Origin of the sequence: Corynebacterium sp. 045007 (genome assembly GCF_040743205.1) — a bacterium.
In the GTDB taxonomy this organism is placed as follows: domain Bacteria; phylum Actinomycetota; class Actinomycetes; order Mycobacteriales; family Mycobacteriaceae; genus Corynebacterium; species Corynebacterium jeikeium_D.
This window is the reverse complement of the sequence record NZ_JBFLKW010000001.1, coordinates 263,232-285,449: the sequence shown is the minus strand read 5'-3', so window position 1 is coordinate 285,449 and position 22,218 is coordinate 263,232. Positions and strand designations below refer to the sequence as shown.

General features: G+C 58.3%; 15 protein-coding genes and 1 pseudogene. 15 read left to right on the top strand and 1 reads right to left on the bottom strand.

Annotated elements, in window-relative coordinates:
• Positions 1 to 96 precede the first annotated feature (96 nt).
• The 11 genes and pseudogenes from AB1Z34_RS01310 to AB1Z34_RS01260 form a co-directional block, all read left to right on the top strand.
• Positions 97 to 405: pseudogene (locus AB1Z34_RS01310) on the top strand (IS256 family transposase); the annotation flags it as partial.
• Between the two features lie 413 nt (positions 406 to 818).
• Positions 819 to 1,127, top strand: a complete 309-nt coding sequence (secE, locus tag AB1Z34_RS01305) for a preprotein translocase subunit SecE (RefSeq protein ID WP_049170051.1) — start codon at positions 819 to 821, stop codon at positions 1,125 to 1,127.
• 191 nt (positions 1,128 to 1,318) lie between these two features.
• Positions 1,319 to 2,188 carry a transcription termination/antitermination protein NusG gene (gene nusG / locus AB1Z34_RS01300; protein WP_070546900.1) on the top strand — a complete coding sequence of 290 codons (870 nt, stop codon included), beginning with the start codon at positions 1,319 to 1,321 and terminating at the stop codon, positions 2,186 to 2,188.
• A gap of 338 nt (positions 2,189 to 2,526) precedes the next feature.
• Positions 2,527 to 2,964, top strand: coding sequence for a 50S ribosomal protein L11 (rplK, locus tag AB1Z34_RS01295; protein WP_016422043.1), 438 nt, complete (start codon positions 2,527 to 2,529; stop codon positions 2,962 to 2,964).
• A gap of 101 nt (positions 2,965 to 3,065) precedes the next feature.
• The gene (rplA, locus tag AB1Z34_RS01290; RefSeq protein ID WP_016422044.1) at positions 3,066 to 3,770 is read left to right on the top strand and encodes a 50S ribosomal protein L1; all 705 of its coding nucleotides are present in this window, start codon (positions 3,066 to 3,068) and stop codon (positions 3,768 to 3,770) included.
• A 254-nt stretch (positions 3,771 to 4,024) separates the two neighbouring features.
• On the top strand, positions 4,025 to 4,657 hold the full coding sequence (locus AB1Z34_RS01285) for a hypothetical protein (RefSeq protein WP_069359387.1): 633 nt from the start codon (positions 4,025 to 4,027) through the stop codon (positions 4,655 to 4,657).
• A 387-nt stretch (positions 4,658 to 5,044) separates the two neighbouring features.
• Entirely contained in the window at positions 5,045 to 5,557 is a 513-nt protein-coding gene (gene rplJ, locus AB1Z34_RS01280; RefSeq protein ID WP_016422046.1) for a 50S ribosomal protein L10, read from the top strand.
• 124 nt (positions 5,558 to 5,681) lie between these two features.
• A complete protein-coding gene (gene rplL / locus AB1Z34_RS01275) occupies positions 5,682 to 6,065 on the top strand; it encodes a 50S ribosomal protein L7/L12 (protein WP_016422047.1) in 384 nt (127 codons plus the stop codon).
• A 223-nt stretch (positions 6,066 to 6,288) separates the two neighbouring features.
• Positions 6,289 to 7,254, top strand: a complete 966-nt coding sequence (locus AB1Z34_RS01270) for a DUF3068 domain-containing protein (RefSeq protein ID WP_367157780.1) — start codon at positions 6,289 to 6,291, stop codon at positions 7,252 to 7,254.
• A 432-nt stretch (positions 7,255 to 7,686) separates the two neighbouring features.
• Positions 7,687 to 11,175, top strand: coding sequence for a DNA-directed RNA polymerase subunit beta (locus AB1Z34_RS01265; RefSeq protein ID WP_042388391.1), 3,489 nt, complete (start codon positions 7,687 to 7,689; stop codon positions 11,173 to 11,175).
• Positions 11,176 to 11,323: 148 nt separating this feature from the next.
• A complete protein-coding gene (locus AB1Z34_RS01260; protein WP_367157779.1) occupies positions 11,324 to 15,295 on the top strand; it encodes a DNA-directed RNA polymerase subunit beta' in 3,972 nt (1,323 codons plus the stop codon).
• 301 nt (positions 15,296 to 15,596) lie between these two features.
• Here the strand turns inward: AB1Z34_RS01260 and AB1Z34_RS01255 are convergent, their stop codons facing one another.
• Positions 15,597 to 16,244 (bottom strand): SDR family oxidoreductase, encoded by a 648-nt coding sequence (locus tag AB1Z34_RS01255; protein WP_049193219.1) that lies wholly within the window; start codon positions 16,242 to 16,244, stop codon positions 15,597 to 15,599.
• Positions 16,245 to 16,786: 542 nt separating this feature from the next.
• Between AB1Z34_RS01255 and rpsL the strand changes: the two genes are divergently transcribed.
• From rpsL to tuf, 4 genes are all read left to right on the top strand, one after another.
• Positions 16,787 to 17,158 carry a 30S ribosomal protein S12 gene (rpsL, locus tag AB1Z34_RS01250; RefSeq protein WP_038627636.1) on the top strand — a complete coding sequence of 124 codons (372 nt, stop codon included), beginning with the start codon at positions 16,787 to 16,789 and terminating at the stop codon, positions 17,156 to 17,158.
• Between the two features lie 3 nt (positions 17,159 to 17,161).
• Positions 17,162 to 17,632 (top strand): 30S ribosomal protein S7, encoded by a 471-nt coding sequence (gene rpsG / locus AB1Z34_RS01245; protein WP_049193220.1) that lies wholly within the window; start codon positions 17,162 to 17,164, stop codon positions 17,630 to 17,632.
• A gap of 299 nt (positions 17,633 to 17,931) precedes the next feature.
• Positions 17,932 to 20,064, top strand: a complete 2,133-nt coding sequence (fusA, locus tag AB1Z34_RS01240; protein ID WP_076773083.1) for an elongation factor G — start codon at positions 17,932 to 17,934, stop codon at positions 20,062 to 20,064.
• Positions 20,065 to 20,566: 502 nt separating this feature from the next.
• A complete protein-coding gene (tuf, locus tag AB1Z34_RS01235) occupies positions 20,567 to 21,757 on the top strand; it encodes an elongation factor Tu (RefSeq protein ID WP_016422054.1) in 1,191 nt (396 codons plus the stop codon).
• Positions 21,758 to 22,218: the final 461 nt, after the last annotated feature.

Genomic DNA, 22,218 nt, shown 5'->3' with positions numbered 1-22,218 from the left:
GTGTACTTCTTGCGCTGTTGACTCACAATGAACATCCTCTCCTACGGACACAAGATCCGCACAAATAGGGTGTCCACTAAACGAGGGTAACCTCAAAACAGCCTCGAAGGTGGCATCAACGCCCCCATAAAAGAACTAGCCCGCAGACACCGCGGACTATCACTACCGCATCAACGCACAGTGATGGATTGGTGGCTGTATCTACATACAGAAGTCCCTGACGATCCGGTCAAGATCGCCAGGGACCAACGATGGGGTCAAGACGCACTTTCCACAGCAACAGACCTGATCACCCACAACACCACAGCCACTACCAATGACATCGGTGCACCAGCAGAATACGACACCGCCATCGACACCAGCTACCAACACAACCTCGGCATCCAAAAAGGCTGGATCAAATAACCGCAACACGCCCGGAAAAGACACACTTTTCTTTACTTAACCCAGTTACTGACTGCGTTTATGACAAAAATGGCTCGAAAAATGGCTTGAAAGCGTCATAAACCCATACAGTTTCATATCTGCAGCCCAAGCGAACAGCCAAGCGAGCAGCCCCAGCGAGCAGACCGAGCTAGCAGCCCGTAGCTCTTTGGGGTTGTCAGAATCGAATCTCGAAGCCTGCGGTTCCCACGAAGGGCATTTCTTCGATAGTGTGGATTATCGGCTAGAATTTACGCACTGAACCAGACTTGCTCTGCACAGTGGGGGCTTGGCTCCGGAGAACTTCCCCGGAGTTTGCCCTTGAAGAATTCACGTTTGAGTTTCACTGTGCAGTATCTTTAGGTCTCATATGCACGAAGTAGCGAAGGAGCATCGTGTCTGAGGAAAACCAGACTTTCCAGGCGGCGGCTCGCCCGTCCGGTAAGCGCCAGGCGACGGGCGCGCAGACCACCGTGGCGAAGAAGCCTGCGCGTGAGAAGGAGACCAACGAGCTTTCGACTCGTAACCCTTTGGTTTTCATCAAGCAGGTTGTTGACGAGCTGCGCAAGGTGATTTGGCCGACCGGCCGCCAGATGGTCACCTACAGCATCATCGTGATTCTGTTCTTGATTGCCATGATCGTTCTCGTGTGGGGTGTGGACACGCTGGCCGGTCTGGGTGTCCGATCGGTGTTGGGTAAGTAATCGGTTATACTGTTTCGCAGTGATGCTTTTCATCCCGCCTCCGAGTTCCGGACGGCGGGATTATTCGTTAGCGCAGCTGGTGTCTGGCTGTGCGAAGTGATTGCGGATGGCATATTGGCTCTTAGGACTCTTTAGGCGAAGATGCCAATGTCGCGAACCGTTGATGTAGATACAAGAGGGGTTAGCACGACATGAATGATGGTCAGAATATTTTCTCCGACGCCCAGTCCGCGGATGCTGCCGCAACTGAGCAGGATGCGCAGGACGCACCGGCTCAGGTAGAAGCTTCGGCCGAGGGTGCAGTCGCAGCCGCAGCCGACGCAGCCGCAGCTGACACTGCTGCAGCAGAAGCAGCGCCGGCAGAGGAGACTGCCGCTGACGCTGAGGCACAGGCAGCTGCTGACGCAGATGCCGAGTACCGTAAGCGCCTGCGCGAGTTCCAGCGTGAGCTCAAGCGTCGTCCGGGCGACTGGTACATCATCCAGTGCTACTCCGGCTACGAGAACAAGGTGAAGACCAACCTGGAAATGCGCGCCCAGACCATGGGTGTCGATGAGCAGATCCACGAGGTCATCGTTCCGGTTGAGGAAGTCGAAGAGCGCAAGGACGACGGCAAGAAGAAGATCGTTAAGCGCAAGCTGCTGCCGGGCTACGTTCTGGTTCGTATGAGCCTGGATGACCCGTCCTGGTCCGTCGTCCGCGACACCCCGGGTGTTACTTCCTTCGTCGGTAGCGAGGGCCAGCCGTCCAAGGTCAAGATTCGCGAGGTCGCTAAGTTCCTCATGCCGAAGGAGACCATCACCGCGGACGCCGCTGAAGAAGCTGCAAATGCCGACGGTGAGCTGGCTGTCGCAGCGGCGCCGCAGGCGGAGAAGAAGGCCGTCGCCATCGACTATGAGGTCGGCGAGTCCGTCACCATCCTGTCCGGTCCGTTCGCATCTGTGGCTGCGACCATCTCCGAGATCGACCCGGACACCGGCCGCATGAAGGCTCTGGTTTCCATCTTCGGCCGTGAGACCCCGGTCGAGCTGGGCATCGATGAGGTCGAGAAGCTGAACTAGGCCCGACCTCAAGCCAGGCGCAGAGCCAAGCGGAGAGCACCGCCAAGCCAAGCGCCGAGCAAGGCACCAGCTAGCTCGCTCGCGCAACCAATCCGGTAACGGATTTTGATGCACGCCATACGCTGCGGTAACGTAGCCAGGCGTGCATTTTTGTGCCTTGAGCACAGATGCGCCAAGTAATTCGTATCCCCGGTGGCTGGCACCAACTCAATGACCAGCGCCAGTGGCCATGATGGTCGAGGGCGCAAGGGTCGTCGTAAAGCGTCGGCATCCGGACGGGGTGAGTCGCCTTTTCATCGGGGCGGCGTGCCCCGGTAACTAGGAAGTAGGTTAATCCGATGGCTCCGAAGAAGAAGCTTTCTGCGATTATTAAGCTGCAGATTCAGGCTGGTCAGGCTAACCCGGCTCCGCCGGTTGGTCCGGCACTGGGTGCCCATGGTGTCAACATCATGGAGTTCTGCAAGGCTTACAACGCAGCAACTGAGAACCAGCGTGGCAACGTTGTCCCGGTTGAAATCTCCGTCTACGAAGACCGCTCCTTCACCTTCGTTCTGAAGACCCCGCCGGCAGCTAAGCTGCTGCTGAAGGCCGCTGGCATTCAGAAGGGCTCTGGCGTTCCGCACACCAACAAGGTCGGTTCCGTGACCTGGGAGCAGTGCAAGGAAATCGCCGAGCTGAAGAAGCCGGACCTGAACGCTAACGACATCGAGATGGGTGCACGCATCATCGCCGGTACCGCTCGTTCCATGGGCATCACCGTCGAGGGCGCTAAGTAAACCGTCAGCGTTTAGCTGCTCCTTCATCAAGTGGTAGGGCCAGCTTCGGCCCGCTACACACCACAATCCAACCATTTCACTTAATTGAGATTGGACTTTTCATGAGCAAGAACTCTAAGGCATACCGCGCCGCCGCCGAGAAGATCGACGCCGGCCGCATCTATTCTCCGCTCGAGGCCGCTAACCTGGCCAAGGAGACCTCCTCCAAGAACTACGACGCCACCATCGACGTCGCTATCCGCCTGGGCGTTGACCCGCGCAAGGCTGACCAGCTGGTTCGCGGCACTGTCTCCCTGCCGAATGGCACCGGTAAGACCGTCCGCGTTGTCGTCTTCGCTGCTGGCGAGAACGCCACCAAGGCTGAAGAGGCTGGCGCTGACTTCGTCGGCTCCGAGGAGCTGATCGAGAAGATTCAGGGCGGCTGGACCGACTTCGACGCTGCTATCGCTACCCCGGACCAGATGGCCAAGGTTGGTCGCGTGGCTCGCATCCTCGGCCCGCGTGGTCTGATGCCGAACCCGAAGACCGGCACCGTTACCCCGGATGTCGCTAAGGCTGTCACCGAGATCAAGGGCGGTAAGATTTCCTTCCGCGTCGACAAGGCTGCAAACCTGCAGGCTGTTATCGGTAAGGCTTCCTTCGACGCTGAGAAGCTGGCCGAGAACTACGGTGCGCTTATCGACGAGCTGATGCGCCTCAAGCCGTCCGCTGCTAAGGGTAAGTACCTGAAGAAGATCACCGTCTCCGCCACCAACGGCCCGGGCATCCCGGTTGACACCAGCGTGATCAAGGACTACACCGCCTAAATCAGCATCAGCCGATAGGCGAGTGTGCTCTTCACGAGTCACTCGAGAGTGACTCTGAGCAAAGCTCTTTAAAACCGCCGCCGCGCGCACTTTCCCACAGTGTGTAAGGTGGCGGTTTTGCATTGGCATAAGGGGTATCGATAGCGCGGTGGGGGCTTGGGCGCGGTAGACGTCGTAAAGCGAATTGCTAATCCAAACAACTAATCCAGGCGAAATGGACTCACAGCCAAAGTTTGTTGCTTAAAATCGCGATTATGACGTTAATTTTGGAACCCGAAGAAGGGCTGGAGGCGCTCGGCGAGATTAATCGCCTGGCGCAGCTCGACGACGGTTCCGGAATTATTGAACCGCAGCTCATCTCGTATCTCGACTCGTTGGGCGACGACGCCTATGACATGCCCTGCCTGCGCATCGCAGGACAGACTCTGCTGGGCGAGGTACTGACGGGGCTAGGGGAGGACGAGCGCGTAGCTGAGGTCCTTCGCCGCAATATCCAGGACTCTGTGGTGCTTCCGGGGATGAGTGAGGAGGAAGCTCTACAAGCTCGGGCGGCGCAGGTCGTGGTCGTGCGGCTGTTGCGCATCATTGCGCGGATGGAGGCCGTCGAGCTGCGTAATGTCGTGGCGCAGCAGTGCCTGGCATCGCAGATCCCGCCGGTTGTGCGCGTGGCACTGACACTCACCGTGGATATTCTCGACGCCGCCAGATTGGACGCACATCCCGACGACATGGTGCGCGTGGTGCTCGACTACGCCGACCAAGTGCTCTGGCTTGCCGACGACGACCTGAATGCGTACTTTGCCGAGCTCGAGATGATTGTCCAGCAACGTGAGAAGGACCTGGAGTTCGGCCGCTTCGGAGAGCCAGGTGCGGCGCGGTTTGGATAGGCGATTTGGTTAATTGCCAGGGTCTGGTATAAAGTTTCTTCACGAAGTTTGACTGGCTTCCAATCGGTACCAACATCGGGTTGGGAAGATGGAGGTTGGTACTCAAGTTTCACCGAAGACCGTCGGTCATTCGCTTTGAAAGAAGCGGATTGAAGGTTTCATTGTAGGAATACAGTGAGCGGCCCACGCAGGAGGACTTGGAAGCGCTTGCGCAGTTTGACTTCACCTGTTGACCTTGGGGTTGGCGGAGTTGAAGTGGAACATGCCAAAAGAATTGTGCGCCCCATCCTTGTGCGAGGATTGGGGCGTTTGTTGTATTTGCGCAACAGAATCCTTCACTTGGCCGAGCGGAAAATTGCAAAGACCAGGAAGGAGGCGAGAGTACACATGGCAGCAAATGCTGAGAAGATTGCAGCTGTTGCAGCGCTGAAGCAGGACGTCGAAGAGTCCAACGCTATCGTGCTGACTGAGTACCGCGGCCTGTCCGTTGCGGAAATCACGGAACTGCGTCGCGCCCTCGGTGCTGATGTTAAGTACTCCGTCGCCAAGAACACCATGATCAAGATCGCTGCCGACGAGGCAGGGATTGAGGGTCTTGATGAGCACCTGAACGGCCCGACTGCAGTCGCCTTCATCAAGGGCGAGGCTGTGGATGCGGCTAAGGCGATTAAGAAGTTCGCCGGTGACAACAAGAACCTCGTGATCAAGGGCGGCTACATGGACGGTGCTGCAATGGATGCAGCACAGTTCGAGGCTCTTGCGGATATGGATAACCGTGAGACCACGCTGGCAAAGCTGGCTGGTGCCTTCAACGGCGTTCTGGCGAACGTCGCTGGCCTGCTCGACGCTCCGACCTCCTCGGTTGCCCGCCTTGCTGCGGCACTCGAGGAAAAGAAGTAATCCCGAGCGGCTCGCGATCTACGCGAACTAAATCACGCGAAAAACTTTTCAATATCACTTTGACGGCTTCGACCCCAGGGATCTCTGAGGGGAGCGGCCGCACCACACTCATAGGAGAATATCCATGGCTAAGTACACCACTGAGGAACTGCTCGAGGCTTTCAAGGAAATGACCCTCGTTGAGCTCACCGAGTTCAAGAAGGCTTTCGAGGAAGAGTTCGACGTTACCGCTGCTGCTCCGGTTGCAGTTGCTGCTGCAGGCGCTGCTGGCGGCGAGGCTGCTGCTGAGGAGAAGGACGAGTTCGACGTCGTCCTCGAGGACGCTGGCGCTAAGAAGATCGGCGTTATTAAGGCTGTCCGCGAGATCGTCTCCGGCCTGGGCCTGAAGGAGGCTAAGGAGATGGTTGAGTCCGCTCCGAAGGCTATCCTGGAGGGTGCTTCCAAGGACGACGCTGAGGCTGCTAAGGCTAAGCTGGAAGAGGCTGGCGCAAAGGTTGCCCTCAAGTAATTCAATTACTTGCCTCGGCCCCGGTAGTGGCCTAAAGCTACCAATTATGACCGCCAATTCTGGGCTTCGTGCCCGGGGTTGGCGGTTCTTTTGTTTCTGGGGCCTTTGCTAACCCGCCTGACCCGGGCAAAACCTCACTAATCTCACCCGTCACAGGGAGTTGAGGCAAAAACCAGCCCACTCATTGTCTTGATTACCCTTATTGGCCTGTAAAGTATCTAACATGCTCTCACGGCCGAGAATTCTGTCTATCCTTCTGTTGGGTCTAGGCACCGCACTGCTTGCTGCTGGCATTTTGCTGCCCAAAGTGCTCAATGTTGATCCCAAAATGCCGCTTGACCTGCCGCCGGTGTCGTATACCCTGCGGGCGGAAGACGGCGTATCCACCAGGATTAACGAAGAGGGCAAGCGGGAAGAAGTGCACTCGCCGCTGCAGCGACAGCTTCACGGCGTGCTCATCGAACCCGCGGATGCGGGCAAGGTTTCGCTCCGTGTCGGCGTGACTGAAATGCGTGAGCTTCCCCCTGAGGTTATCGGCACCGACCCGCTGACGGAGCTTATCGAGGCCAATATCTGGACGGTGACCATCGACCGACTCACCGGCGAGGCGCTGGCTCCTGCGACGCTTGTCGACCGCATGGCGGGCGTTCCACGGTCAGTGGCTTTCGAGGGGAACTGGGTGAAGCTCCCGGCCGACACGGAGGAAAAGGAATACCTGATCTTTGATGATCTCCTCCACGATTCCTTACCAGCAAAGTTTGTCGGGGAAGAGGAGCGCGGTGGTAACCGTGTCCTGCATTTCCGTCAGGACATTGAGAAGACGAATCTCGCCCAGAAGTACCGTTCTTATGTCTCTCAGCTAACCCAGGATGACAAGTCCGGCTTCCTCCAGTACCAGGGCACCCGTGATTTGTGGGTTGAGCCCAAGTCTGGCTCGGTCATCGATATGGCCGAGGACATCCACCTTTGGTGGGAGACCCGCGACGGCGAGCCGATCATGGACTACCTGCGCTTCAACGGCAAGATGGACGAAGGCCTTTCCAATCAGCTTCTCTTTGGCGCAATACAGAATTTCCAGCGCCCAGCTCTAGAGCCGTGGTCAATCGGTCTCATTGCGTCCGGTTCAATTCTGGTGTTCATCGCAATCGTGGGCATCGTGCGTCCTTCGACCCGTCGTAAAGCAGAGTAACGCTTTACGACGGCCATAGCGCCCAGGCCTCATCGTTATATCGGTAACGGGTGAATGCGACACGCCCGATTTGTCAAGTTGTACTAGACAACTGCCAGTTTTTGATATAGGCTAAATCGTTGCGCTGGAATTAGTGTATCTGTCGCCAGCTCTTTTATAGTTTGCGCTCGGAGCGCGGGGCTATTATGTAGCACCGTTTTTCGTGCATCTAGCTGTTAAAGGAGTTGCTGCGGCGCCGCCGTTAGGGCTCGGGGCTCGCCTTTAAAGGCTGGTCTTGGAGGCCAAGTGGCGGGGGAATCACTTTCGTGTGTGACCAAAGGTTAGACGCAAAGTATCCCGGTGCGCAACAGAAATAATTCCTGCAACTTGAATCGCGTATAAACCAAGCGGGCGGAGCGCACCACCGGTTGCCGGTGTGCTCCACCGCGTGAGGTGCTGGAAGGACGCATCTTGGCAGTCTCCCGCCAGACCAAGGCAGTAACCGGTATTCCCGGAGCTTCGAAGAGGTACTCGTTTGCAAAGATTCAGGAGCCGATTGCGGTTCCTGGTCTGCTCGACCTGCAGCGTGAGTCTTTCGCATGGCTCATTGGCACGCCTGAGTGGCGTGCTCGTCGCCAGGAGGAGCTCGGAGAAGACGCTCGGGTTACCAGCGGTCTCGAAGATATTCTAGAAGAGCTCTCTCCAATCGAGGACTACTCCCAGAAGATGTCCCTGACGCTGTCGGACCCATGGTTCGACTCCGTCAAGAACACCGTGGATGAGTCCAAGGATAAGGACATCAACTACTCGGCTCCCCTCTACGTCACCGCGGAGTTCACCAACCGCGAGACCGGCGAGATCAAGAGCCAGACCGTCTTCATCGGTGACTTCCCGATGATGACGGACAAGGGTACGTTCATCGTCAACGGAACTGAGCGTGTCGTTGTTTCTCAGCTGGTGCGTTCTCCGGGCGTCTACTTCGATGAGACCATCGACAAGTCCACCGAGCGCCCGCTGCACTCGGTGAAGATTATTCCGTCGCGCGGTGCGTGGCTGGAGTTCGACGTCGACAAGCGGGACACCGTCGGCGTTCGTATTGACCGTAAGCGTCGCCAGCCGGTCACGGTTCTGCTGAAGGCTTTCGGCTGGACCACCGAGGAGATCAAGGAGCGCTTCGGCTTCTCTGAGATCATGATGGCCACCCTGGAGAAGGACGGTGTTGCAAACACCGACGAGGCTCTGCTGGAGATTTACCGCAAGCAGCGCCCGGGTGAGCCGCCGACGCGCGAGTCCGCGCTGGCTCTGCTGGAGAACAACTTCTTCAAGCCGAAGCGCTACGACCTGGCTAAGGTCGGTCGCTACAAGGTCAACCGCAAGCTGGGTCTGGGCGCTGATGCCTCCGGCGAGATGGTTCTGACCGAGCAGGATATTGCTACCACCATCGAATACCTTGTGCGCCTGCACGACGGCGAGAATGTTATGACCTCGCCGGAAGGTGTCGAAATCCCGGTTGAGACCGACGATATCGACCACTTCGGTAACCGTCGTCTGCGTACTGTAGGCGAGCTGATTCAGAACCAGGTCCGCGTGGGTCTGTCCCGCATGGAACGCGTGGTTCGTGAGCGCATGACCACTCAGGACGTGGAGTCGATCCAGCCGACCACCCTGATTAACGTGCGCCCGGTTTCCGCGGCTATCCGTGAGTTCTTCGGTACTTCCCAGCTGTCCCAGTTCATGGACCAGAACAACTCGCTGTCGGGTCTGACCCACAAGCGTCGTCTGTCCGCACTGGGCCCGGGTGGTCTGACCCGTGACCGTGCTGGCCTTGAGGTTCGAGACGTTCACCCGTCCCACTACGGTCGCATGTGTCCAATTGAGACCCCAGAGGGGCCGAACATTGGTCTGATTGGTTCGCTGTCCTGCTACGCACGCGTGAACCCGTTCGGTTTCATTGAGACTCCGTACCGTCGCGTCCGCGATGGTGTCATCACCGACGAGGTCGACTACCTCACCGCTGATGAGGAAGACCGCTACGTCGTCGCGCAGGCCAACACCCCGATCGACGAGAACGGCCACTTCGTTCAGGAGACTCTGTCTGTTCGTAAGAAGGGTGGTGACGTCGAGTCCGTCCGCGCCGATGAGGTCGACTACCTCGATGTTTCCCCGCGTCAGATGGTCTCTGTGGCTACCGCCATGATTCCGTTCCTCGAGCACGACGACGCTAACCGTGCCCTGATGGGTGCGAACATGCAGCGCCAGGCTGTGCCGCTGCTGCGTTCGGAGGCTCCGTTCGTCGGTACTGGTATGGAGCAGCGTGCTGCTTACGACGCCGGCGATGTCATTGTCGCTTCGGCCACCGGTGTGGTCGAGACCGTGTCGGCTGACTTCATCACCATCATGGACGATGAGGGCCAGCGCCACACCTACCTGCTGCGCAAGTTCGAACGCACCAACCAGGGCACCTGCTACAACCAGAAGCCACTGGTTGACGAAGGCCAGCGTGTTGAGGCCGGCCAGGTCATCGCTGACGGTCCGGGTACCGACAACGGTGAGATGGCACTTGGTAAGAACCTGCTCGTGGCATTCATGCCGTGGGAAGGCCACAACTACGAGGACGCCATCATCCTGAACCAGCGCATGGTTGAGGAGGACATCCTGACCTCGATTCACATCGAGGAGCACGAGATTGATGCCCGCGACACCAAGCTGGGTCCGGAGGAAATCACCCGTGACATCCCGAACGCATCCGAGGAGATGCTGAAGGATCTGGATGACCGCGGTATCGTCCGCATCGGTGCTGACGTTCGCGACGGTGACATCCTGGTCGCTAAGACCACGCCGAAGGGCGAGACTGAGCTGACTCCGGAGGAGCGCCTGCTGCGCGCTATCTTCGGCGAGAAGTCCCGCGAGGTCCGTGACACCTCCATGCGTGTTCCGCACGGTGAGTCCGGCAAGGTCATCGGCGTCCGCGTCTTCTCCCGTGAAGACGATGACGACCTGGCACCGGGTGTCAACGAGATGGTCCGCGTCTACGTTGCGCAGAAGCGCAAGATCCAGGACGGCGACAAGATGGCAGGTCGCCACGGTAACAAGGGTGTTATCGGCAAGATCCTGCCGCAGGAGGACATGCCGTTCCTGCCGGACGGCACCCCGGTCGACATCATTCTGAACACCCACGGTGTTCCGCGTCGTATGAACATCGGCCAGGTCCTCGAGGTTCACCTCGGCTGGCTGGCGAAGGCCGGCTGGAGCATTGAGGGCGACCCGGATTGGGCTAAGCGTCTTCCGGCAGACCTGCACGACGTTCCGTCCGACTCCCTGGTCGCAACCCCAGTGTTCGACGGTGCTGAGAACGAGGAGCTCGCTGGTCTGCTCGCGTCGTCCCGCCCGAACCGTGACGGCGAGGTGCTGGTCAACGCTGACGGTAAGGCCACGCTGTTCGACGGCCGCTCTGGCGAGAAGTTCCCGTTCCCGGTTTCGGTGGGCTACATGTACATGCTGAAGCTGCACCACCTGGTCGACGAGAAGATTCACGCTCGTTCCACCGGTCCGTACTCCATGATTACCCAGCAGCCGCTGGGTGGTAAGGCCCAGTTCGGTGGTCAGCGCTTCGGTGAGATGGAGGTGTGGGCAATGCAGGCATACGGCGCTGCCTACACCCTGCAGGAGCTGCTCACCATCAAGTCCGATGATGTGGTTGGCCGCGTCAAGGTCTACGAGGCAATCGTGAAGGGCGACAACATTCCGGATCCGGGTATTCCGGAGTCGTTCAAGGTGCTTCTGAAGGAACTGCAGTCGCTCTGCCTGAACGTTGAGGTCCTTTCGGCCGACGGCGTTCCGGTTGAGTTGGGCTCCTCCGACGATGAGGAACTCGACCACGCGACCGCATCCCTCGGCATTAACCTGTCCCGCGATGAGCGTTCCGACGCTGACTCCGCATAGTTTCTCGCTTAACGACGAAACATTGCGTGAGTATCAGGGTCGGGAAGCCCTAACTCGCGAATAACCCAACACAGACGACAACGTACAAAAACCTCCGCAGAGAATTTGGTTTCCGCATTACTTCGATGCGGAGGGAAAGGGAAAACAGGTGCTCGACGTCAACAACTTTGACGAGCTCCGGATTGGGCTCGCTACCGCCGACGACATCCGCCGCTGGTCTCGCGGTGAGGTCAAGAAGCCCGAGACGATTAACTACCGTACGCTGAAGCCGGAAAAGGATGGCCTTTTCTGTGAGCGTATCTTCGGCCCGACCCGTGACTGGGAGTGTGCTTGTGGTAAGTACAAGCGCGTTCGCTTCAAGGGCATCATCTGTGAACGCTGTGGCGTTGAGGTGACCAAGTCGAAGGTTCGCCGTGAGCGCATGGGCCACATTGAGCTGGCCGCTCCGGTCACTCACATCTGGTACTTCAAGGGTGTGCCGTCCCGCCTCGGCTACCTGCTCGACTTGGCTCCGAAGGATCTGGAAAAGATCATCTACTTCGCCGCCAACATCATCACTTCTGTGGATGAAGAGGCTCGCCACAACGACCAGGAAACCCTCGAAGCAGACATGCTCGTGGACAAGAAGCTGGTTGAGGACGACCGCGACCAGGAGCTGGCCGAGCGTGCCCAGACCCTGGAAGAGGATCTGGCTGAGCTCGAGGCAGCCGGTGCCAAGGCTGACGCCCGTAAGAAGGTTCAGTCTGCAGCCGAGCGCGAGATGCGCCACATCCGTGAGCGCGCCCAGCGCGAGCTGGATCGTCTCGACGAGATTTGGAACACCTTCATCAAGCTCGAGCCGAAGCAGATGATTATCGACGAGGGTATTTACACCGAGCTCGTCGACCGCTACGAGGACTACTTCACCGGTGGTATGGGTGCTGAGGCTATTCAGACCCTGATCCGCAACTTCGACCTGGCCAAGGAGGCCGAGGAGCTGCGCGAGATTATTCGCGACGGCAAGGGTCAGAAGAAGATGCGCGCCCTCAAGCGCCTGAAGGTTGTCACTGCATTCCTGCAGTCCGGCAACGACCCAGCCGCTATGGTGCTCGACTGCATCCCGGTGATTCCGCCGGAGCTGCGCCCGATGGTGCAGCTCGACGGTGGCCGCTTTGCGACCTCGGACTTGAACGACCTCTACCGTCGTGTCATCAACCGCAACAACCGCCTGAAGCGCATGATCGACCTCGGCGCTCCGGAGATCATCGTCAACAACGAGAAGCGCATGCTTCAGGAATCCGTTGACGCACTGTTCGACAATGGACGTCGCGGCCGCCCGGTCACTGGTCCGGGTAACCGCCCGCTGAAGTCCCTGAGCGACCTGCTCAAGGGTAAGCAGGGTCGTTTCCGTCAGAACCTGCTGGGTAAGCGTGTTGACTACTCCGGCCGTTCGGTTATTATCGTCGGCCCGCAGCTGAAGCTGCACCAGTGTGGTCTGCCGAAGCTGATGGCACTTGAGCTGTTCAAGCCGTTCGTGATGAAGGAGCTCGTGGCCAAGAGCTACGCGCAGAACATCAAGAGCGCGAAGCGCATGGTTGAGCGTCAGCGCCCAGAGGTGTGGGACGTCCTCGAAGATGTCATTACCGGACACCCGGTCCTGCTGAACCGTGCACCTACGCTGCACCGCCTGGGTATTCAGGCTTTCGAGCCGGTCCTGGTTGAGGGTAAGGCAATTCAGCTGCACCCACTGGCATGTGAGGCTTTCAACGCCGACTTCGACGGTGACCAGATGGCAGTCCACCTGCCGCTGTCCGCTGAAGCACAGGCCGAGGCTCGCGTCCTGATGCTGTCCTCGAACAACATTCTGTCGCCGGCTTCCGGTAAGCCGCTGGCTATGCCGCGTCTGGATATGGTCACTGGCCTGTACTTCCTGACGCTGGAGAAGCCGGAGCTGCCGGGTGGCCACCAGGATGCCACCGAGGACGCACCGGAGCAGGGTATTTACACCAGCCCGGCCGAGGCCATCATGGCTTACGACCGCGGTGCAATTGGTCTGCAGAGCCCGATTAAGGTGCGCATCAGCCACCTGCGTCCGCCGGCCGAGATTGAGGCCGAGCAGTTCCCAGACGGTTGGAACAAGGGCGATACCTGGCTGGCTTCGACCACGCTGGGCCGCGTTATGTTCAACGACCTGCTGCCGTGGAACTACCCATACGTCGAAGGCGTTATGGCTAAGAAGCCGCAGGCTGCGATCATCAACGACTTGGCTGCCAAGTACCCGATGATTACGGTCGCTCAGACCGTCGACAAGCTCAAGGATGCTGGTTTCTACTGGGCTACCCGTTCTGGTGTCACCATTGCTATGTCTGACGTGCTGGTTCTCCCGAACAAGCGGGAGATCCTGAACGGCTACGAAGAGAAGGCCGCCACGGTGGAGAAGAAGTTCCGCCGCGGTAAGCTCTCGGCTGCTGAGCGTCACGAGTCGCTGGTTAACCTGTGGAAGGCCGCGACGGCTGAGGTCGGTGAAAAGGTCGAGGCTCTGTACCCTGATGACAACCCGATTCCGATGATCGTGAAGTCGGGTGCTGCCGGTAACATGGGCCAGATTCACTCGCTGGCCGGCATGAAGGGCATGGTTACGAACCCGCGTGGTGAATACATCACCCGTCCGATTAAGACCTCCTTCCGCGAAGGCCTGTCGGTTCTCGAGTACTTCAACAACTCGCACGGTTCCCGTAAGGGTCTGGCCGATACCGCGCTTCGTACCGCTGACTCGGGTTACCTGACCCGTCGTCTGGTTGACGTTGCACAGGACGTCATCGTTCGCGAAGAGGACTGTGGTACCCACGATGGTGTCATTGTCGAGATTGGCGAGGATGTTCTGGACGCAGCCGGCAACCCGACCGGCGAGATCCGTCGTGCGAAGTATGTCGAGACCGCCGCGATTGCTCGTGTGCTGGCAGCCGATGTCACCGACGCTGAGGGCAATGTCCTTATCGCAGCTGACACCGACCTGAACGACGACCACATCACCCTGGCTCTCAGCCACGGTGTCAAGGAAGTCAAGGTCCGCTCGGTTCTGACCTGTTCCACCGCAACCGGTGTCTGTGCCAAGTGCTACGGTCGCTCGATGGCAACCGGCAAGCTCGTCGACATCGGAGAGGCTGTCGGTATTGTCGCTGCGCAGTCCATTGGTGAGCCGGGTACCCAGCTGACCATGCGTACGTTCCACCAGGGTGGTGTCGGTGGCGACATTACCGGTGGTCTGCCGCGTGTCCAGGAGCTGTTCGAGGCCCGCGTGCCGAAGAACAAGGCTCCACTGGTCCGCGAAAACGGTCGCGTGCACCTGGAGGAGGACGAGCACTTCTACACGCTCACCCTCATCCCGGATGCCAACAGCGAGGACGAGGTCGTATACGACAAGCTGTCCAAGCGTCAGGGCCTGGCTGAAATCACTGTCGATGGCCGTCGTCGCGCCATCCGCGATGGTGACCACGTGGTCAAGGGTCAGCAGCTGCTCAAGGGCGCTGCCGATCCGCACGAGGTCCTCGAGGTTCTGGGCCGCCGAGGCGTCCAGCGCCACCTCATCGAGGAAGTCCAGTCGGTCTACCGTGATCAGGGTGTGGCCATTCACGACAAGCACATCGAGGTTATCGTCAGCCAGATGCTGCGCCGCGTGATTGTGTCTAAGCCAGGTGACTCCGAACTGCTGCCAGGTGCACTGGTCGAGCGCTCCACGGTCATGGCGAAGAACCGCGAGATTGTCGCCTCCGGTGGCAGCGTCATCGAAGGCCGCCGCGTGCTGATGGGTATTACCAAGGCATCGCTGGCCACCGAGTCCTGGCTGTCCGCCGCCTCCTTCCAGGAGACGACGCGCGTGCTTACCGACGCCGCTATCAACAAGCGCTCGGATAAGCTCATCGGCCTGAAGGAGAACGTGATCATCGGTAAGCTGATCCCGGCTGGTACGGGTATCTCGCGCTACCGCAACATCACGGTTGAGCCGACTGAGGAAGCTGCCCGCCAGGCAGCCGCCCCGTTCGCTTCCTTCGGCGAGGGCTTCTACGGTGCCGAGGACACCTACGGCATCGATCAGGTCGGTTCCGCAGTTCCGCTGGATGACATCGGAACCTTCGAGTAGAAATCAATAGCTTTGCGGCAGCGGCTGGGGGAGCGGGAGAATTCCCTCGGTCACTGTCTGGCAAAGCACCTCGCCTGACAGTTGGGGCTTCGTGCGCTAACTGTTAGGTGGCAACCGGAAAAATCCTCCGGCACAGTTGTGGCTTACTAGCGGATTGCTAGTTCGTCACGGTCGTGCCGGAGGATTTTTCTTTGTCGAGGCAACCCAACTGGAAAACTCGGCTGGAGACTGAAGAAAGGCGATAGGAACAGAGGCAGGGGCAGGGGAGGGAGGGCTAGGGGCCCGTCCCGGCCTCCCTCCTCTACATCTTGAGAGCCTCTGCAATCGGAGTGTTGCCCTCGTTGAAGTTAATCATGCGACCAACGGTAGCCTCGTTGAACACGGTCTGCGCGATGACATTGGCAACGGTCGCACGAGCGACCTCGCCTGCCTTGTCCGCCGTGGTGTCGATGGAATCCTGGCCCTCGTTGAGCGTGAGCGCACTCGGGCCGAGAATGGTCCATTCCAGGTTTGAAGCGCGCAGCGCTTCGTCGGCTGCAGCCTTGGACTCGGCATAGGCAAAGAAGCTGTGATCCTCTGGAACGCCATGGTCGTGGCCCGCACCAAAGTAAGAGACCATCACGTAGCGCTTAACGCCAGCCTGCTCGGCTGCGGCAATCGAAGTAATAGCTGCGTCGCGGTCGATCGCGTACGTCCGTTCTGGTGAACCTCCACCAGCGCCGGCGGACCAAATCACAGCGTCGTGCCCGCTGAGAAGGTCCGCAAACTGTTCGGTCGAGAGACTGGCGATGTCGTAAACGGCTGGTGTGGCGCCGAGAGCCTCGATATCCGGAACCTGGTCGGGGTTGCGAATAACAGACGTGACCTCGTAGCCATCGTCGATAAGTAGGGGAGTAGCGATTTGGGCCACCTTGCCGTGGCCGCCAATGACAATAACCTTCTTAGACATGTCCCCACCTATACGCTGCCAGTACACTGCTGGCAATGAAGAAGGCATTCGCCTGTGGTGAACATGGCGATTAAGTTTCTCCAGCGCTGATGCAGGACAGTACTATGGGCAAACCGAACGGACGGCAGAATTGGCCGCGTTATCGATTCAAACCGGCATAGTAACGTCTGCGTCTTTTGGGGCGAGGCGCGCCGTGCTGAACACCCAAAAATTTGATCACCAAGCCCACAAGCGCTCAAAGTGCTTGAAATTTATAGGCCATTACCAGGGTGTTTGGACTAAACCCGCAGCTCGCGTACTGTTATACAACGATCCCAGAAAAGAATTGGGAACTTGAGACATTACCCAGTAGGCCAGCGAGAGCGGCTGACTGGGTTTCGCACGTTCAAAATCCCTCCATTTCTTGCGTTCAACCGATGGGCTCACCACTGGATGAGTAATAACTTTTCTTGTGATGCATTCACACGGAAGGTGGTTACTCCGCTGCGGTTGGCATCGGTCGTGAGAATGTCCAGCGAGGATTGAAAACAGAAAGAGGCTTCATGCCCACTATTCAGCAGCTGGTCCGCAAGGGCCGCCATGACAAGAAGGCTAAGGTTGCAACCGCAGCTCTGAAGGGTTCCCCTCAGCGCCGCGGCGTTTGCACCCGTGTTTACACCACCACCCCGAAGAAGCCGAACTCGGCTCTTCGTAAGGTCGCTCGTGTCCGCCTGACCTCCGGTGTCGAGGTTTCGGCTTACATTCCGGGTGAGGGCCACAACCTGCAGGAGCACTCCATGGTGCTCGTTCGCGGTGGTCGTGTTAAGGACCTCCCGGGTGTCCGCTACAAGATCGTCCGTGGTTCCCTTGACACCCAGGGCGTCAAGGACCGCAAGCAGGCTCGTTCCCGCTACGGCGCAAAGAAGGAGAAGTAAGCCATGCCACGTAAGGGCCCAGTACAGAAGCGTCCTGTCGTCAACGACCCGGTCTACGGCTCCCCTCTGGTGTCGCAGCTGGTCAACAAGGTTCTGATCGACGGTAAGAAGTCGACTGCAGAGCGCATCGTCTACGGTGCACTTGAGATGTGCGAAGAGAAGACCGGTACTGATCCGGTGCTGACTCTGAAGCGCGCAATCGAGAACGTCAAGCCGGCTCTTGAGGTTCGTTCCCGCCGTGTTGGTGGCGCCACCTACCAGGTCCCGGTCGAGGTTCGTCCGGGCCGTGGCACCACCCTGGCACTGCGCTGGCTGCTGATGTTCTCCCGTCAGCGCCGTGAGAACACCATGACCGAGCGTCTCGCTAACGAGATCCTCGATGCATCCAACGGCCTGGGTGCATCCGTCAAGCGTCGTGAGGACACTCACAAGATGGCGGAAGCAAACCGCGCATTCGCTCACTACCGCTGGTAATCGCTTATCGACGGAGGCCGCGAGTGGTCACCGTCGTAAAGCAGCTGCCGGTATGTCAACGGCGCGCGTCGGTCGAGGTCCACAGATCTTTAAGGGTCACTCAATAGGGGCCAGCCCGGCGCTTACACCCGATGTCTTGCGTAGAATTTACGCAATAGGTGTACGTCACGGCGCGACTTCGCGCCAAGACGGTGGCATTATAGATAAAGCAAACCCGACCGACGGCGGATTTGACGGCCAATTGCAATCCCGTGATTGAGTCTCACCGCCAAACCGATTTGAAACGAGTGGGGAATCAAGTGGCTGAAGGTGCACTTCCCGTAAAGAAGGACCTCCACAAGGTCCGCAACATCGGCATCATGGCGCACATCGATGCTGGTAAGACGACTACGACCGAGCGCATCCTGTACTACACGGGTATTAACCGCAAGGTCGGCGAGACTCACGATGGTGCGTCCACAACCGACTGGATGGAGCAGGAGAAGGAGCGCGGTATTACCATTACCTCCGCTGCTGTGACCTGTTTCTGGAACGACAACCAGATCAACATCATCGATACCCCGGGCCACGTCGACTTCACCGTTGAGGTTGAGCGTTCCCTGCGTGTGCTCGACGGTGCCGTCGCAGTCTTCGACGGTAAGGAAGGTGTCGAGCCGCAGTCTGAGCAGGTTTGGCGCCAGGCTCAGAAGTACGATGTCCCGCGTATTTGCTTCGTCAACAAGATGGACAAGCTGGGCGCTGACTTCTACTACACCGTTGGCACCATCGTTGACCGCCTCGGTGCTAAGCCGTTGGTTATGCAGCTGCCGATTGGCGCTGAGGATGACTTCGACGGCGTTGTTGACCTGCTGGAGATGAAGGCCCTCATGTGGCCGGGCAAGGTTGAGATCGGCACTCCTGCGCAGGTCGAGGAGATTCCGGCGGACATGGTCGACAAGGCTAACGAGTACCGTGAGAAGCTCATTGAGACCGTCGCTGAGTCCGACGAGGAGCTCATGGAGAAGTACTTCGGTGGCGAAGAGCTGACCATGGACGAGATCAAGGGTGCCATCCGCAAGATGGTCCTGAACTCTGAGGTTTACCCGGTCTACTGTGGTACCGCTTACAAGAACAAGGGTGTTGAGCCGCTGCTCGACGCTGTCATTGACTTCCTGCCGAATCCGCTGGACATCGGTGAAGTTCACGGCCACCAGATGGGCGACGAGGACGTCGATATGGTCCGTAAGCCGTCTAAGGATGAGCCGTTCTCCGCTCTCGCATTCAAGATCGCTGCTCACCCATTCTTCGGCAAGCTGACCTTCGTCCGCGTTTATTCCGGTCGCGTGGAGCCTGGCCAGCAGGTCCTGAACGCCACCAAGGACAAGAAGGAGCGCGTCGGTAAGCTGTTCCAGATGCACGCCAACAAGGAGAACCCTGTTGACGAGGCAGTGGCAGGTAACATCTACGCCTTCATCGGTCTAAAGGACACCACCACCGGTGACACCCTGTGTGCACAGGATGCTCCGATTGTTCTGGAGTCCATGTCCTTCCCGGATCCGGTTATCGACGTTGCTATTGAGCCGAAGTCCAAGGCCGACCAGGAGAAGCTGAGTACCGCTATTCAGCGTCTGGCTGAAGAGGATCCGACCTTCACTGTTCACCTGGATGAGGAAACCGGCCAGACCGTTATCGGCGGTATGGGCGAGCTCCATCTCGACGTCCTGGTTGACCGCATGAAGCGCGAGTTCAAGGTTGAAGCAAACATCGGTAACCCGCAGGTTGCTTACCGCGAGACCATCCGCAAGCCGGTCGAGAAGTTCGAGTACACCCACAAGAAGCAGACCGGTGGTTCGGGTCAGTTCGCCCGCGTCATTATTGCTCTGGAGCCGTACGCTCCGGCTACTGACGAGGTGGAAGAGGGCGAGTCCACCACTTACAAGTTTGTCAACGAGGTCACTGGTGGTCGTGTTCCGAAGGAATACATCCCGTCTGTCGACGCTGGTATTCAGGACGCAATGCAGTACGGTACCCTCGCTGGCTACCCGCTGGTGAACATCAAGGCAACCCTGCTCGATGGTGCTTACCACGAAGTTGACTCCTCTGAAATGGCCTTCAAGATCGCTGGTCAGCAGGCTATGAAGGAAGCTGTTCAGAAGGCTAAGCCGGTCCTGCTCGAGCCGATGATGGCCGTTGAGGTCATTACTCCGGAAGAGTACATGGGCGAAGTTATCGGTGACATCAACTCCCGTCGTGGCCAGGTCAACTCCATGGAAGACCGCACCGGCGTCAAGGCTGTCAAGGCTCTGGTTCCGCTGTCCGAGATGTTCGGCTACGTTGGTGACCTGCGCTCCAAGACCCAGGGTCGCGCTAACTACACCATGATCTTCGACTCCTACGCTGAGGTTCCGTCCTCCGTGGCCGAGGAGATCATTGCAGCTCGTACCGGCGCTTAAATCGCGCCGGCAGGGTGGGGCACTCAATCAGAGCTGACCCCATCCCTGCACGCACTGCAGTGTCGCTCTTTTTAGGGAACGCAGTGCGAGGGTCTGCAGCTTTAGTAGATTCCCTCTAGCTTTGACTGTGCTAAGACATCGTCAGACTGTTGGCGTGTGTTAGCACAGGCAAGCTCTAGGGGGTAGCTGCTCGCAATTCATATCGTTGGGCGATTCTAAATCGCAGCTCAAATATCTAGCATTTATGCAGGTAAATGACGATATGAGTTGCTGGCCGTTACCCACCCTTAACTAGGGGGTTGGTCTGGTTTGGAAAACTCCAGTATCCTGCCCTAGTATCGAGTAACTGGCACAGTGAAAGAATAGTGCTCTTTTGCGCGCGCACGTTCCGAAGTCGTAAGCGAACAGCTTGAAGGCTTCTGATGTTGTGAAGGCGGATTGAGTGACCACAAAATTGTGGCTGCGAGAGTCGTGGCCACCTAGACCTCCAGGAGGACTAAAAGTGGCAAAGGCGAAGTTCGAGCGTACGAAGCCGCACGTCAACATCGGTACCATTGGTCACGTTGACCACGGTAAGACCACCACTACCGCCGCTATCACCAAGGTTCTGGCTGACAAGTTCCCGGACCTGAACGAGTCGTTCGCTTACGATGCCATCGATAAGGCACCGGAAGAGAAGGAACGTGGCATTACCATCAACGTTTCCCACGTTGAGTACCAGACGGAGAAGCGCCACTACGCTCACGTCGATGCCCCGGGCCACGCCGACTACATCAAGAACATGATTACCGGTGCTGCTCAGATGGACGGCGCAATCCTGGTTGTCGCTGCTACTGACGGCCCGATGCCGCAGACTCGCGAGCACGTTCTGCTGGCTCGCCAGGTTGGCGTTCCGTACATCCTCGTTGCGCTGAACAAGTGCGACATGGTCGACGACGAAGAGATCATCGAGCTCGTCGAGATGGAGGTCCGCGAGCTGCTGGCTGAGCAGGACTACGACGAGGAAGCTCCGATCGTCCACATCTCCGCTCTGAAGGCTCTTGAGGGCGAAGAGAAGTGGGTCAACTCCATCGTCGAGCTGATGGAAGCTTGCGACGAGAACATCCCGGATCCGGTTCGCGAGACCGACAAGCCGTTCCTGATGCCGATTGAGGACATCTTCACCATTACCGGTCGCGGCACCGTTGCTACCGGTCGTGTTGAGCGCGGCGTTCTGAACGTTAACGACGAGGTCGAGATTCTGGGCATCAAGGAGAAGTCCCAGAAGACCACCGTTACCGGTATCGAGATGTTCCGTAAGCTGCTGGATTCCGCTGAGGCTGGCGACAACTGTGGTCTGCTGCTCCGCGGTACCAAGCGTGAGGACATCGAGCGCGGTCAGATCGTTGCTAAGCCGGGCGCTTACACCCCGCACACCGAGTTCGAGGGTTCCGTCTACATCCTGTCCAAGGATGAGGGCGGCCGTCACACCCCGTTCTTCGACAACTACCGTCCGCAGTTCTACTTCCGCACCACCGACGTCACCGGCGTCGTTTCCCTGCCGGAAGGTGTCGAGATGGTCATGCCGGGCGACAACGTTGACATGTCTGTCAAGCTGATCCAGCCGGTCGCAATGGACGAGGGCCTGCGCTTCGCTATCCGCGAGGGTGGCCGCACCGTCGGCGCTGGCCGCGTTACCAAGATCGTTAAGTAAGGTTTCTCCCCATAGGGGAAGTGCTTTAACTTAAGTCTTAGAAGAATCCCGACTCCGCGTAAGCGGAAGTCGGGATTTTTTGTATCTGTACATACCCGACACTAGACGGGGTGGGGGCGACGCAATAGCCGTCGTCAAGCCGACTGTGCCGTAATGGGTGTGATGTACGTTGCACTTTGGAATCGTGATTTTACATTCGTAGCCCGGACGTGCTTTAATACGGAGGTTGCTTTAACAAAGGCGTTCGCGCCAATTGTTGTATCAGGCCCAGCTGGGAACCAGTACGAAATTGGACATAGCGCCTATGGTAAGGCGAGCATGACCACGTAGGGAAGTTTCTTCCCGATCGTGCCTCACGGAGAAAATGGGCGACACGCCCGACCGCGGGGGTCGGAGGTGGCATGGCAAATTAACAGCGGCAGTAGGCAAATGAAGAGCCCCACGAGGGGGACTTGTTTTCC

Excerpts from the sequence above, each read along its gene's own strand:
- nusG (WP_070546900.1), top strand. The coding sequence starts at position 1,319 with ATGAATGATGGTCAGAATATTTTCTCCGACGCCCAGTCCGCGGATGCT.
- rplK (WP_016422043.1), top strand. The coding sequence starts at position 2,527 with ATGGCTCCGAAGAAGAAGCTTTCTGCGATTATTAAGCTGCAGATTCAG.
- rplA (WP_016422044.1), top strand. The coding sequence starts at position 3,066 with ATGAGCAAGAACTCTAAGGCATACCGCGCCGCCGCCGAGAAGATCGAC.
- AB1Z34_RS01285 (WP_069359387.1), top strand. The coding sequence starts at position 4,025 with ATGACGTTAATTTTGGAACCCGAAGAAGGGCTGGAGGCGCTCGGCGAG.
- rplJ (WP_016422046.1), top strand. The coding sequence starts at position 5,045 with ATGGCAGCAAATGCTGAGAAGATTGCAGCTGTTGCAGCGCTGAAGCAG.
- rplL (WP_016422047.1), top strand. The coding sequence starts at position 5,682 with ATGGCTAAGTACACCACTGAGGAACTGCTCGAGGCTTTCAAGGAAATG.
- AB1Z34_RS01270 (WP_367157780.1), top strand. The coding sequence starts at position 6,289 with ATGCTCTCACGGCCGAGAATTCTGTCTATCCTTCTGTTGGGTCTAGGC.
- AB1Z34_RS01255 (WP_049193219.1), bottom strand. The coding sequence starts at position 16,244 with ATGTCTAAGAAGGTTATTGTCATTGGCGGCCACGGCAAGGTGGCCCAA.
- rpsL (WP_038627636.1), top strand. The coding sequence starts at position 16,787 with ATGCCCACTATTCAGCAGCTGGTCCGCAAGGGCCGCCATGACAAGAAG.
- rpsG (WP_049193220.1), top strand. The coding sequence starts at position 17,162 with ATGCCACGTAAGGGCCCAGTACAGAAGCGTCCTGTCGTCAACGACCCG.